Below are 13,247 nucleotides of genomic sequence, written 5' to 3'. Positions count from 1 at the left end.
AAGCATTATGAGAAAACTTGAAACAAACTTGTTATAATCGCAAGCGGAACAAAAATAAGGGGCAGCGACCATATTATGTAGATAGTATTATCGCGTTCGCTGATAAACCCTTTTCATTATTCAAACACTTAAAACAAAAGAAAATTGGAGTACTTCATGGCAGATTTTAATAAAATTCTAGATGCAGGCGACGTAGATGGCGGCATCATCAATGTAGTAGTAGAAATCCCAACTGGTAGCAGCCATAAAATTGAGTGGAATCGCGAATTGGCGGTATTTGAGCTTGATCGTATTGACCCACAGATTTTTGCTAAGCCTTGTAACTATGGTTTTATCCCGCAAACGCTTGACGAAGATGGTGATGAGCTTGATGCGTTGATTTTGACTGAACAACCTCTACCGACTGGCATCTTCCTAAAAGCCAAAGTCATTGGTGTGATGAAGTTCGTTGATGATGGCGAAGTGGATGACAAAATCGTTGTGGTACCAGCCGACGACCGTGATACTGGTAATGCATATAACAGCCTAGCCGATCTGCCAAAACAACTTATCAACCAATTAGAGTTCCATTTCAGCCACTATAAAGACTTGAAAAAAGCAGGTACCACTGTGGTTGAATCTTGGGGCGACGTAGAAGAAGCCAAAGAAGTCATCAAAGAATCTATCCAGCGCTGGAAAGATCTATAATCTATCCAAGATTGATATTTATGCTCGTACAGATAAATACGATTCAAATACCGCCGTCACTATCGTGACTGCGGTATTTTTTTGCTTGAACGTTACTTATATAAAATGGTTATAATAAAACATTCTCTTTACCCCTATTGCACGCTGCTATAAGGAAAATCATGTTCAATCCTGATCCCAGCTCCAAATCAGCCAGTAAAAAACTGCCAAAAGCGGTTATCATGATGATCGAAAAAAACAACCTAGTCATGGCCATTAAGACATTGGCAGCCGATGAAAACATCAGTATGGATGAGGCCAAGGTACGAATTGATGCCTACGAAACCCAGCTAAAAGTACAGCAGCAGCAAAAACTCAATACCATTGCCAACAAACAAGGCATCTCTAATCACGCTATTAGCTTTGATAGAGAACAAGAACCTGATGAGGATGAAGACCCATTAGTAAAAAATCGCGTCAAAACTACCAAGTCACATCAAGACTTTCAAACATTGCAAACAGGCGTTGACACTCGGCTCAAAGATTTGGGCTATAAAAAACCACTGATACCTTATTGGCTAAAAAGAGTACTGGTCATTGCGGTGATTATGCTGGGTATGTTTTGGATATTATGGCGGGTGTTTGGGTAATTAGGATCTCTTAGGTTTTCCAATCTGTTTTAAGTAGTTCCAATATAGCGGTCTACTTTAAGTGGTCTATTAATTGATTAAGAGCCCTGTTTTGAAAGTTCCCTTGGGGTATACCCTGGTTTATGATCCTTACTTTAAATCAATGAGTACAAAAAAGATTTACTGGTAATGTTTATATGATTCATATTATCTACACTGGATTAATAGGACATTTAGGGCAAAGCTATGATTTACACCAATCTACTGATGAAAGAGTTTTTAGATATTAATGAAAGTGAAATACGAGAAGGCAAATTAGATAAGGAGTTAGACCTTATCTTAAAAGAAGGGTTTTTACCGATAGGTGACTGCGTTTTTCTAGAAAAAATATTCCCTTCAAGCTATGCTCGCTGTTCAATTGAAAAACATAAGATTGAAAGACAATTTACTGATTTTTCGGGTTATGAAGTTTCTACTAATAGGTTTCATATAGAAGATTTTACAGACCAAGACCCGTTAATCCAGTCCATCATATTTTCTAACAAATTCAAGAAAAAATGGCTTATAGACTTTCCTTTAGAGAGCGTTAATATAACAATAGGTTTTCAAGATGATGAGGTTGGGAGGTTTGCAACTTTTACTTTTCACAAGAGTAGGAACGATGAAGTAGTGCATGATATCAATAGCCTTGAATTATATGCTCAGCCTATATACGTTGAAGTTATATCTGGCAGATCGATGCCTGTATAGCGCACCGAACACGATTTTATGAGATAAGCGCAAGATTGAGCGCATCTATCCACTACCTAAAGTTGGACGTGAAGAACAACACACCCTCGCCATGATATTGAACGTCAAAACAGATATAAAAAGCCTTAGCTAGGATTTGAGAAATAAAATGAAAAAAAGTAGCAAGATAATCCTATTGTGCTTGATAGCTATACTATTTTTAGCTTTTGGTGTTGGGCTATATGTTCTTTATCAAGGCTATCTAGTGATTTTACATTCTGTCTAGTAAGTAGCTTTAAGGATAATAAAAGAATGAATCAAGTCAGAAAAACCTTCGAGTTAATCACATTAATTACACTCACAAGTACATTGATAGCGACCATCAATATAAAAAAATTTAATATCAATAATTTAGGTTCTGTGTTCAAGTCCTCACTAGGGAACCGAACCAGTAAGGGAGCCTGATTGGTTCGGTGTAGATATATCTTAATATAAAAATACCTGTAAGGCATTTAGTTTAGTTGGCTCATATCCTTGTCTATCAGAGTACAGTGGTCAATTTTAAATATTGGATACACATCAATAATAGTCAGTCTTTTAGCGTATAAATCCTGATAATTCAGATATTCTATAATGATCTGATTTTCATATATCATGACCCTCATCGCTCCTTCTTCATATATCTTAAATATTACTGCTTCATCTTGATATACATAAGCAGATATTGAGTTCTGCATATCACTGATAGAAAAAACCATTTTTTATTTTGTGTATCAATGAATGTGGACTCTAGCAAACCATCATTATCTATATGACTCTCGCATCCAAACATCTCCATAAAATCTACATCTTTAGGATAAAAGAACGACATTTTCTTTCCTATGATCAAAGTCTGTGGTCAATTAATTTCGTATAATTTAGGATGATAGACGAAAGAATGCTAATTATGTAGCCAATGCTTCGCTACCTGTATGGCAAATGGAATATGTTCCCATAACGGACGTTATATTAAATAGGTTTTGGATAGATTTTGATCTAGATAAGCCACTAAGAGAAAAATGCTACCAACGCCCTACCCATTTATACTATACGAGCATTAATATAAATAGGTAAGGAATTAAAAAAGGATACCGTCGTATCCTTTTTTATGTCAGGACTAATAACAACATTATTTTAGTGATGCTCACCTGGAAGGATTCTAGCAAAGGCGCGCTGCGCCAAGTTTGGCTTACTGTCAGTTGTCTGCGCTGCTGTTGAACTTGGAAAGATACGATAGCCAATTGACTGCACACCGACGTTAAATGCTGGCATCAAAGAATAGCTGGCTGAGGCAAACTTACCCATATTACTGGCAATACTGTTGGGTTTATGCACAATGGCTTTTGCGACCATCATTGCCGCTTCATCAGGCATTAATGCTGGCATATAACGATACAATTTGGTTGGTGCAATCATTGGCGTACGTACCAATGGCATAAAAATATTGGTCACTTTGATATTATCGCCTTTGACTTCGGCCGCCAAACAGCGACTAAATGCATCTAGTGCTGACTTCGATGCAACGTATGCGGCAAAACGAGGACTGTTTGCCAGTACGCCAATGGATGAGATGTTGACAATTTGACCCGTTTGGCGACCAATCATAGTGGGCAAAAAACCAAGAATAATTTTAACAGCACCAAAATAGTTAATATCCATGGTGCGCTCAAAATCATGAAAGCGATTGACAGACTCATGTACTGAGCGACGAATAGAGCGTCCAGCATTATTTACCAATACATCCACATGCTTAAAATCTTCAAGAATCTTTTTACTGGTTCTCTCAATATCGTCCATGTTAGTGAGATCGCATGGATAATAGCTGGCCTTTCCACCAAGTGTTTCGATATTTTCTTTGACCGTTTTTAGCTTATCTTCAGTTCGAGCCAGCAAAATCACATGAGCACCGCATTCACTAAGCAAAAAGGCAGTACGCTCACCGATACCGCTTGAGGCACCTGTAATGATAATATTTTTACCTTTAACGGTTTTGGTAATTTTTTTCTTAGAGGGATTAGCCATAAAAAGTCCTTTTTGTTGTCCTGTGCCTATGTATGTTCAATTACAGCATAGCAAAAAAGTATATGATAAAGTGAATAAAACAACCAGCTCAGCCAGTTAATTTGACTATTTCAAACGCACATAAAACTGTGTGAGTTTTTTTGTGCATTCGGTTTTTGCTTACTATTAATGAGGAGTATATGCCTTGCTTGAAGACCTTACCTACTATATTGATCTGGTGGCCAAAATCGTCGAGGTTATTGGTGTCTTGATTATGTTTTTTGGACTATTTCTGGCTTTTTATCGAGGTATTTTTTCAACTCATGGATTTAATCATGATACTTATATCGAAGTTAGGCAGACGGTTGGTAAGTCAATTCTGCTAGGATTAGAGGTACTGATTGCTGCTGACATTATGGCCACTGTTGTCACAGAACCCACTTTACGCAGTATTCTTGTATTGGGTTTTATCGTACTCATTCGAACGTTTTTGAGTCTGTCTTTACAAGTCGAGCTCGAAGGTCGTTTTCCGTGGCAAAAGGAAAAAACCGTACCCGAAAGCAACTCAGAGGCAAGTCATGCAATCAAACATGACAGCCCTTAATCTCTTCACCAACGTTTGATTACTCATGCGCGTGTAAAAAATCTTCAACCACCTGAAACTGACCAGCGGTACTCTCTTCACCATACATTGCCTGTCTAAAGGCATTGGAGTTTGGAATACCGGTTGTGTACCAAGCGATATGCTTACGTGCTATCCGGCAACCCGAGTATTCACCGTAAAAATCATATAGTTCTTGTAAATGTGCCAGCACAATTTCTTTGATGTCGCTCACACTAGGTGCTTCCAAATTTTCACCTGTCTGCAAAAAATGTGCGATATCCCGAAATAACCACGGCTGCCCTTGCGCTGCACGTCCAATCATCACAGCATCACAACCTGTCAACTCATAGACTCGCTGCGCTTTTTGCGCACTATCAATGTCTCCATTGGCAATCACAGGAATGCCGATGCTTTCTTTAACTTCACGAATCAGCTCATAACGCGCTTCACCCGTGTACATGTCTTCACGCGTACGCCCATGGATAGCAATCGCTGCAATTCCCGCTTGCTCTGCCCGTTTAGCCACTCGTAAAATATTTTCTCGTCCATTTTCAAAACCCAATCGTGTCTTTAATGTCACGGGAGCATCGACTGCATTTACCGCCGCATCTAACAAACGGGCAACCAAATCTTCGTCTTGTAGGAGCGCTGAGCCTGCCAGTCTACGGCAGACTTTTTTGGCAGGACAGCCCATATTGATATCGATAATTTGTGCACCATTATCAATCTGATAACGGGCAGCTTCAGCCAGTTTATCTGGCTCGGCTCCTGCTATCTGTGCAGAAATGGGAGCTATCTCATTATCAAAATTGGCGCGATATAAAGATTTTTTGCGTGCATAGAGCGCCGTATCAGCGATGATCATCTCGCTGACTGCATGGCCTGCACCAAATGATTTACACAATCGGCGAAAAGGATTGTCTGTGACGCCTGCCATGGGTGCAACCATAAGACGATTTTCAATCGTCAAACCACCGATATTTAATGGCTGTAATAATGGATGATCAGTAGCAGATGAAGACGGAGATACAACAGAAGAGTTATTAGACATAAAAAACGGCTTGTATCACGAGAGGGACAAGCCGTTATTCTAAGGAATCGTACATATAATGCAAGCTATTCACGTGAATAACTTGCATCGATGGACACTAAATTTTTAACAATAAGTCTTTATTTATCAAACACACTGCCCTGTTCTAACGTTATATCTTCATCATGCTCTTGCATGCGCCATGGCAGACTATCAGGTGCCATGTTTAAGAAGTGAAGATATTTTTCGAACTGATCAATGATGTCATTGATGATAGATTCCGATTGATAACCATACAAATCATAAGTTTGACCGCCTCGGCGCAGATACACCTCAGCACGATAATGATGCTCTTGTGGCACACCATCTGCCTTATCATCTATATAATAATTGGGCACATCATACTCAGACAAACGAACCTCATACCAGAATTCGACATTATCACCACGTCTTAACTCCAGCACAGCACGATTATTGATTTCATCATAATTGACATCAGGTAGCCAACCTGTTTCTGCAAACTTCTCTGCCACTTCATTCATCGATGTTAAGACTGTGCCTTTGATATAATTCAGCACTTTCTCGCGCGTTGGCTGATTGGTCATGTAGTCGATACGATCACGCCATGCGTCGAGTTTAAGCAAATGAGGCGGCAAATGATTGTCATTGGCCAAACTTTGATTGCGATGTCCTTCAATCCGTAACGCTCGCCACATACCAAATGTTGAGATCAGTATAATAATGGCAAACGGTAGCGCGCTAACAATCGCTGCTGTTTGTAAGGCGCTTAAACCGCCCGCTATCAATAAAACCGCAGCAACTGCACCTTCAGTTAGAACCCAAAACGAACGTTGCCACCATGGTGTGTCACTACGTCCACCTGCCGCCAGCGAATCAATGACTAATGATCCTGAATCCGACGACGTTACAAAGAAGGTAATAATCAAAAGAACCGTCAACGAAGAAACGATCTGCGTAAATGGTAGATTCTCTAATAATTTGAACAAAGCGATTGCTTGGTTATTTTGTACTTCATCAATCAATGACGTATAGCCATCGACCATGATCATATGTAGAGCAGTATCACCAAAGACGGCAAACCAGAAAAATGTAAAGAACGTTGGTACCAGCATTACACCAAGCACAAACTCACGAATAGTACGGCCACGGCTAATTTTGGCAATAAATAGACCGACGAAGGGTGCCCATGCAATTGTCCATGCAAAGATAAACAATGTCCAACTACCGATCCAATCGCTTGATTGATAAGCTTGCAAGCTAAAGGTACGCTCAACAATATTACCCAAATAGCTTCCCGTATTTTCCATGAAAGCATTTAGAATAAATATCGATGGACCAACGATAAATACGAATATCATCAATGCCGTTGCTAAAAGCATGTTTAAGATGGACAACCGCTTTACGCCCTTATCCATACCTGCTAACACAGATACTAAAGCAGCTGCTGTCACACCTGCAATAATGATGACCTGCACCGTCGTACTCACTGGCACCAGATTTGGTAGCAAATAATTTAGACCAGCGTTAATTTGTGCTACTGAGAGCCCTAAACTGGTGGCGATACCGAACATTGTACCCAAAATTGCAAACACATCTACCGTGTGACCGATAGGGCCATAAATTTTATCACCAATGAGCGGATATAGGGTTGAACGTACGGACAATGGTAATCCGTGACGAAAAGAGAAATATGCCAACGACAAACCTACTACGCCATAAATCGCCCAAATATGAAAACCCCAATGAAAATAGGCAATTTGCATCGCTTCTTTTGCAGCTTCAATCGTTTGCGGTGTAGATATCGGCGGACTGGCAAAATGTAATACAGGCTCTGCTACTCCATAAAACAGTAAGGCAATACCATACCCTGCAGAAAACAGCATAGCAAACCATTCAAGAAACTTATATTCGGCTTCAGCATGGTCAGGACCAAGTTTGATACTGCCATAAGGCGAAAACGCTAAGGCAATAATAAACAGTAAAAAGATAGCAACTGCCAACATATAAAACCAACCAAAAGTATCGGTGGTAAATGCTAGAACTGTACTAAATAAATCGCCAGCAGCTTCTGGATTAATAGCGGTGCCAATCACTAACAATAGCATAATGGCAGCTGCGGGTACGAATACTGGCAGCAAAATGGTGGAGCGAGGTAATTTATTCATGAAAAAATGATTCCCTCAAAAAATGAATAATAAAAGTAGCAACTCCTTCTTCAAGTGAGCACTAATAAATAATGTTAAATATGGAGCAAAGTTTATATAGGTGGCACAGTTTTTATCATAGTATGTCCCAAAACCCCAGATTATCACTGCTTTTGTAACAATACTTTAAGGAATATTACATCATGATTACCAAACAATAAAAAAGACAGCTATTCAGCTGCCTTTCGATTCATTATAAGAAAAACTGATTATTAGGCTAATAATATGCCTGAATACAATTAACTTTCGATAGCCGTAGCAAGCTTTTCAGCCATATCAGCCAGTTGATCATTCTCTACTTGTGTCACAGCATGACGACCCAATTCATGAATACTGGATGGTATGAGATGCACATGATAATGAAAAACGGTCTGCCCTGCTTGCGTGCCATTTAGCTGCATCTGAATGATACCTTCACGCTCAAATACTTGGCGCTGTGCTTGCATCACTTTTTTGCAAGTCATCAAGACGGCGGCGGCATATTCTGGCTCAAGATCTGCCAAATCAACAGCCTTTTGCTTGGGTATGACCAGTACATGACCTTCCGCTTGTGGCATGATATCCATAAAGGCGAGGGTTTTGTCGTCTTCATAGACTTTATGATAGGGAATATCACCACTAAGCATTTTGGCAAAAATATTATTGTCATCGTAAGTCACTTGCTTATTATTTTGGCTCATATTTATTCCTTTATTAGTTTGATGTTAAATAATTCAGTAGGCTTTTCGAGTCATTGGACGGTCTTGAATATAGTGGACTAAACGTTATGTCAGTACAAGATATGATAGTGTGCTTCAAAGAAGCGATAAAGTCTATTCTCACTGTTGTTCGCTAATTTATTAGCGAGCTAGGTGCCTTAAATGTTATATTACTACTCTACTTTAAGAACACAATGCTTATGGATTCGTCTACTTTGCCCACTCAATCAAATATGAATGAGACTCCTACAAACGCTGATAATTTGGCGCCAAAATCTTTGTCAGAAAACGTTGTACCGACGAATTCTGTACATGGTAGCACTGAGAACGAAAACGGTGTACAGACTATTGAGCCTAACGCTATCATCTTAGCAGAAGCCTTGACTGACAAAACCATCAGCTGGCAAATACACAATTGTAAAATCACCAAAAAGACAATCACACAAGATCTACTACTACCCTTTTTGTATCATTACGATAGCTTAGATGAGAGTATTAAGGCAGCCTATCCACTAACGCCTGCATTACTTGCCCAGTTTAATACGCCTATGACGACTCATGAAGCCGCCACGCTGATTGGTATCAATAAAGATGCCTTGTCTGATCCTTGGCATGTAAAAATCATCGGCTCATTGGTCGTGTTTAGTGAGGCATTGCAATTAGCTGTACGTTTGCATTGGACCAATACAGGTAAAGAGACCCAGCAGGTATATACTAAAAACGAAGCAGAAGCCGTTGTTGCCGCTTTTAAAGACTGGCAGTTTTTTGGTCGTGTTGATGTTCTTTATAAAAATGACAAACAGACGTTAGTGAGTATCGATGAACAACAGTCTCAGCCTGAATCGCTATTGACCATTAATGCTAGAAGTGATTATCAACAGCTTTTACCTGCTCATGCATTGGCAGCGATTGCGAAGCTAGAAGCGGACAAAGCAGATCTGACTTGGTTTGATAAGGCTATTTTAGCGCGCCTTGAATAGTGTCTTTAACGTATTTTTGATTACATTCAAACCATTACCATAACTGAGCTATTTTTATTTATTCATAGCTAATGGTATGGTATTGACTTAGTATTATTCACTAGTCCTCACTCTCTATAAAAAGCAAACTATCCTCATCACACTTGAGGAAGCACTTTTAACAAACCTCGCCTATTTGTAAGGAATTTCACATGGATTATCGCTCAAAAACCTCTACTGGTGGTCGTAATATGGCAGGTGCTCGTGCACTATGGCGTGCAACTGGTATGACTGATGGCGACTTTGGCAAACCAATTATTGCCATTGCCAACTCATTCACCCAGTTTGTACCAGGTCACGTACATCTAAAAGACCTTGGTCAAATGGTCGCACGTGAGATTGAGAAGGCCGGCGGTGTGGCAAAAGAGTTTAATACTATTGCTGTCGATGATGGTATTGCGATGGGTCATAGTGGCATGTTGTATTCATTGCCAAGTCGTGACTTGATTGCTGATTCAGTAGAATATATGGTCAATGCACACTGTGCCGATGCGCTTGTTTGTATCTCAAACTGCGATAAAATCACCCCCGGCATGCTGATGGCGGCGATGCGTCTTAATATTCCAGTGGTATTTATTTCAGGCGGACCGATGGAAGCGGGCAAGATTTTAGCCAGCACCGTTGGTAAGAGTCACAACACCGATGGCGATGACAGTAGTGCCATCCGTAAACTTGACCTTGTTGATGCAATGATGGACGCGGCTGATGACAGCATTAGTGATGAAGATGTGGCCGCTATTGAGGCTTCAGCCTGTCCAACTTGTGGTTCATGCTCTGGTATGTTCACGGCCAACTCAATGAACTGTTTGACTGAAGCGTTAGGACTGGCCTTACCAGGCAACGGCTCACTACTTGCCACCCATTCGCTGCGCCGCGAGCTGTTTTTAGAAGCGGGTCGTACCATTGTCTCACTAGCCAAACGTCGCTATGAGCAAGATGATGACTCTGTATTGCCCCGCTCTATTGCAACCAAAGCGGCTTTTGAAAATGCCATGAGTTTGGACATCGCCATGGGTGGTTCAACCAATACGATATTGCATCTACTTGCTGCTGCCAATGAAGCCGAAATCGATTTCAAAATGGCTGATATTGACCGTTTAAGCCGCGGTGTGCCTTGTCTAGCAAAAGTTGCCCCTGCTTCGCAAAAATACCATATGGAAGATGTGCATCGTGCGGGCGGTGTCTTTGCACTACTGGCCGAGCTTGATCGTGCTGGATTACTAAAAACGGATGTGCCAACCATCCATAGTAATACCATGAAAGAAGCGATTGATAAATGGGATATCATGAATCCTGCTAATCATGAGGCGCGCGCACGCTTTCTGGCAGCACCTGGCGGTGTACGAACCACTGAAGCGTTTTCACAATCAAAAGAATGGTCAAATCTGGATGTCAACCGTGAATCCGGCTGTATCCGTAGCGCAAAACACGCTTACTCAAAAGATGGTGGTCTTGCGGTGCTGTATGGCAATATCGCTGAGCGTGGCTGTGTGGTCAAAACCGCTGGCGTCGACGAGAGTATCTTAACCTTCACAGGTCGTGCGCGTATTTTTGAGTCCCAAGACGATGCAGTTGCTGCCGTTTTAGACGACAAAATCGTTGCCGGTGATGTGGTCATCATTCGTTTTGAGGGGCCAAAAGGCGGTCCTGGTATGCAAGAGATGCTCTACCCAACAACCTATCTCAAATCAAAAGGGTTAGGAAAGCAGTGTGCGCTACTGACAGATGGTCGTTTCTCTGGTGGTACCTCAGGTCTATCGATTGGCCATGCCAGTCCAGAAGCTGCTGAAGGCGGTGCTATTGGTCTGGTTGAAGAAGGCGATACCATTCATATCGACATTCCAAACCGTACCATCAATATGCAAGTAAGTGATGCAGAGATAGCAGCTCGTCGTGACGTGATGGAGGCTCGTGGTCGCGATGCATGGAAGCCTGTCAATCGTGAACGTTATGTTACGCCTGCTCTGCGTGCTTACGCTGCCATGACGACCAGTGCTGATACTGGCGCAATACGCGATGTCAGCCAAGTAGAGCGTTAAGCCAAACAGCTATTTATAAATCTTACCTTATAAATTGTTAGAAAATCCTTATAGAAGTATGTAAAGCCTGCACTATGCAGGCTTTTTTTCACCAAAAAACAACACAGCAATCGTTTTGATAACGATTTTTTGCGACATTTGAGTCAATTTATCGTCATGATAAGCAGGTCTCCTACTTCTTATGGCAGACACCTCAATTATCTAAATATATCCACGTTACGTTTAATAGCCAATCATTATCAGTTGCTCATTTTGTACATTTGCAAGTCTTAAAAATCCTATACTGGTGCATGAAAACCTTATGATAGAAAACTATAACTTATTCTTATTAATCTGCGGTGTCGCCTTTTTATTCGGCGCCCTGTTTCCTATTATTTTTAAAAAGACCCCTATTTCATTACCCATGTTACAAGTCACTTTAGGAGTGATAGTAGGCTATTTTTGGATCACTCTTACTTTTTTAGATCCTATTGATAATGGCGTGATTATCGAGAAGCTCACCGAGTTTGTGGTGATTGTTTCGTTAGTCAGCGCTGGTATTAAAATTGACACTCCTTTAAGTTGGCGATTGTGGCGTCCTACGACACGCCTTTTGCTCATCACCATGCCGATCGGTATCTTTTCGATGGCGGTATTAGGCTATTATGCCTTTGGTCTTACTTTAGGAGCTGCCCTCTTACTCGGCGCAGTGTTAGCACCTACTGATCCTGTTTTGGCCTCTAGTATTCAAGTAGGTCCACCCAATACAGGCGGTGAAGACACACCACGTTTCGCGCTAACCTCAGAAGCAGGGTTGAATGATGGATTGGCCTTTCCTTTTGTGTATTTGGCCATAAAGATAGCGGAAGCATTTAGTGAGGGTAATGGTATTACCAGTGAACTGCTTTGGGAATGGTTCACGCACGACGTACTGTGGAAAATTGGTGCGGGATTGGTGACGGGTATCATTGTTGGTAAGGTTATGGCCAAAATGGTATTCTCGAAACATACCAAAGACACAACCATCTCACAAGGTTATGTCGTCATTGCTCTCACCTTAGTCGCTTATGGACTAGCAGAATTCGTTCATAGTTATGGTTTTATCGCTGTGTTTATCGCCGCATTTGCCTTCCGACGTTCAGAACACAAGCACGCATATCATGAAAAGCTACACGACTTTGCAGAGCAATCAGAAGGCCTGCTGATGACTTTGGTGTTGGTCACTTTTGGGATATTTTTGGGTCAAGGATTGCAATCTGGGGTTGAGCTAACGTGGCGTGTATATATCGTCAGTTTTGCTTTCTTATTATTCATACGTCCGATTGGTGGTTTTATTGCTCTTTCAGGGTTGAAGCTTCCTCGTACCGAAAAATATGCAATCTCAGCACTGGGTATCCGTGGTATTGGTACCCTGTACTATTTGGCTTATGCACTCAATCAGGGATTTTTCGGCGAGGAAGATGCACTCAAACTATGGGTCGTCTGTTCAATTGTTATTTTAATTTCGATATTTATGCATGGTCTTAGTGCCAACAGACTACTTAAAATGGTACCAAACAAGACCTAGTAAATGAATATTATCAGCTCAT

Annotated in this window: 11 protein-coding genes; 7 read left to right on the top strand and 4 right to left on the bottom strand. The window is 41.0% G+C overall.

Annotated elements, in window-relative coordinates:
• Positions 1-156 precede the first annotated feature (156 nt).
• The 3 genes from A3K91_RS05285 (at position 157) to A3K91_RS05275 (ending at position 2,045) form a co-directional block, all read left to right on the top strand.
• Complete coding sequence (locus A3K91_RS05285) at positions 157-687, top strand: inorganic diphosphatase (RefSeq protein ID WP_062844321.1); 531 nt, start codon at positions 157-159, stop codon at positions 685-687.
• Between the two features lie 161 nt (positions 688-848).
• A complete protein-coding gene (locus tag A3K91_RS05280; protein ID WP_062844320.1) occupies positions 849-1,316 on the top strand; it encodes a hypothetical protein in 468 nt (155 codons plus the stop codon).
• Positions 1,317-1,541: 225 nt separating this feature from the next.
• Positions 1,542-2,045 carry a hypothetical protein gene (locus A3K91_RS05275; protein ID WP_062844319.1) on the top strand — a complete coding sequence of 168 codons (504 nt, stop codon included), beginning with the start codon at positions 1,542-1,544 and terminating at the stop codon, positions 2,043-2,045.
• Between the two features lie 1,152 nt (positions 2,046-3,197).
• On the opposite strand, the gene A3K91_RS05260 is transcribed toward A3K91_RS05275, so the two are convergent.
• Positions 3,198-4,085, bottom strand: coding sequence for an SDR family NAD(P)-dependent oxidoreductase (locus A3K91_RS05260; protein ID WP_062844316.1), 888 nt, complete (start codon positions 4,083-4,085; stop codon positions 3,198-3,200).
• 184 nt (positions 4,086-4,269) lie between these two features.
• Here A3K91_RS05260 and A3K91_RS05255 point away from each other — a divergent pair, with 184 nt between their 5' ends.
• Positions 4,270-4,668, top strand: coding sequence for a DUF1622 domain-containing protein (locus tag A3K91_RS05255; protein ID WP_062844315.1), 399 nt, complete (start codon positions 4,270-4,272; stop codon positions 4,666-4,668).
• Positions 4,669-4,687: 19 nt separating this feature from the next.
• On the opposite strand, the gene dusB is transcribed toward A3K91_RS05255, so the two are convergent.
• The 3 genes from dusB to A3K91_RS05240 form a co-directional block, all read right to left on the bottom strand.
• Entirely contained in the window at positions 4,688-5,719 is a 1,032-nt protein-coding gene (dusB, locus tag A3K91_RS05250; protein ID WP_084387270.1) for a tRNA dihydrouridine synthase DusB, read from the bottom strand.
• A 119-nt stretch (positions 5,720-5,838) separates the two neighbouring features.
• Positions 5,839-7,884 (bottom strand): BCCT family transporter, encoded by a 2,046-nt coding sequence (locus A3K91_RS05245; protein ID WP_062844314.1) that lies wholly within the window; start codon positions 7,882-7,884, stop codon positions 5,839-5,841.
• Positions 7,885-8,162: 278 nt separating this feature from the next.
• Positions 8,163-8,603: an HIT family protein gene (locus A3K91_RS05240; protein WP_062844313.1), complete on the bottom strand. Its 441-nt coding sequence runs from the start codon at positions 8,601-8,603 to the stop codon at positions 8,163-8,165.
• A gap of 218 nt (positions 8,604-8,821) precedes the next feature.
• Here A3K91_RS05240 and A3K91_RS05235 point away from each other — a divergent pair, with 218 nt between their 5' ends.
• The 3 genes from A3K91_RS05235 to A3K91_RS05225 all read left to right on the top strand — a co-directional run bounded on the left by A3K91_RS05235 (position 8,822) and on the right by A3K91_RS05225 (position 13,225).
• Entirely contained in the window at positions 8,822-9,601 is a 780-nt protein-coding gene (locus tag A3K91_RS05235; protein ID WP_099046692.1) for a hypothetical protein, read from the top strand.
• 191 nt (positions 9,602-9,792) lie between these two features.
• Positions 9,793-11,679, top strand: coding sequence for a dihydroxy-acid dehydratase (ilvD, locus tag A3K91_RS05230; RefSeq protein WP_062844311.1), 1,887 nt, complete (start codon positions 9,793-9,795; stop codon positions 11,677-11,679).
• A gap of 301 nt (positions 11,680-11,980) precedes the next feature.
• Entirely contained in the window at positions 11,981-13,225 is a 1,245-nt protein-coding gene (locus A3K91_RS05225) for a cation:proton antiporter (protein ID WP_062844310.1), read from the top strand.
• The last annotated feature ends 22 nt before the right edge of the window (positions 13,226-13,247 follow it).

This window comes from Psychrobacter alimentarius (assembly GCF_001606025.1).
Classification (GTDB): domain Bacteria; phylum Pseudomonadota; class Gammaproteobacteria; order Pseudomonadales; family Moraxellaceae; genus Psychrobacter; species Psychrobacter alimentarius.
The sequence above is the reverse complement of the archived record's forward strand: the minus strand, read 5'-3'. Positions and strand labels throughout refer to the sequence as shown.

Coding starts and splice junctions, on each gene's coding strand:
- A3K91_RS05260 (WP_062844316.1), bottom strand. CDS start 4,085: ATGGCTAATCCCTCTAAGAAAAAAATTACCAAAACCGTTAAAGGTAAA.
- A3K91_RS05280 (WP_062844320.1), top strand. CDS start 849: ATGTTCAATCCTGATCCCAGCTCCAAATCAGCCAGTAAAAAACTGCCA.
- A3K91_RS05245 (WP_062844314.1), bottom strand. CDS start 7,884: ATGAATAAATTACCTCGCTCCACCATTTTGCTGCCAGTATTCGTACCC.
- A3K91_RS05235 (WP_099046692.1), top strand. CDS start 8,822: ATGGATTCGTCTACTTTGCCCACTCAATCAAATATGAATGAGACTCCT.
- dusB (WP_084387270.1), bottom strand. CDS start 5,719: ATGTCTAATAACTCTTCTGTTGTATCTCCGTCTTCATCTGCTACTGAT.
- A3K91_RS05285 (WP_062844321.1), top strand. CDS start 157: ATGGCAGATTTTAATAAAATTCTAGATGCAGGCGACGTAGATGGCGGC.
- ilvD (WP_062844311.1), top strand. CDS start 9,793: ATGGATTATCGCTCAAAAACCTCTACTGGTGGTCGTAATATGGCAGGT.
- A3K91_RS05275 (WP_062844319.1), top strand. CDS start 1,542: ATGATTTACACCAATCTACTGATGAAAGAGTTTTTAGATATTAATGAA.
- A3K91_RS05240 (WP_062844313.1), bottom strand. CDS start 8,603: ATGAGCCAAAATAATAAGCAAGTGACTTACGATGACAATAATATTTTT.
- A3K91_RS05225 (WP_062844310.1), top strand. CDS start 11,981: ATGATAGAAAACTATAACTTATTCTTATTAATCTGCGGTGTCGCCTTT.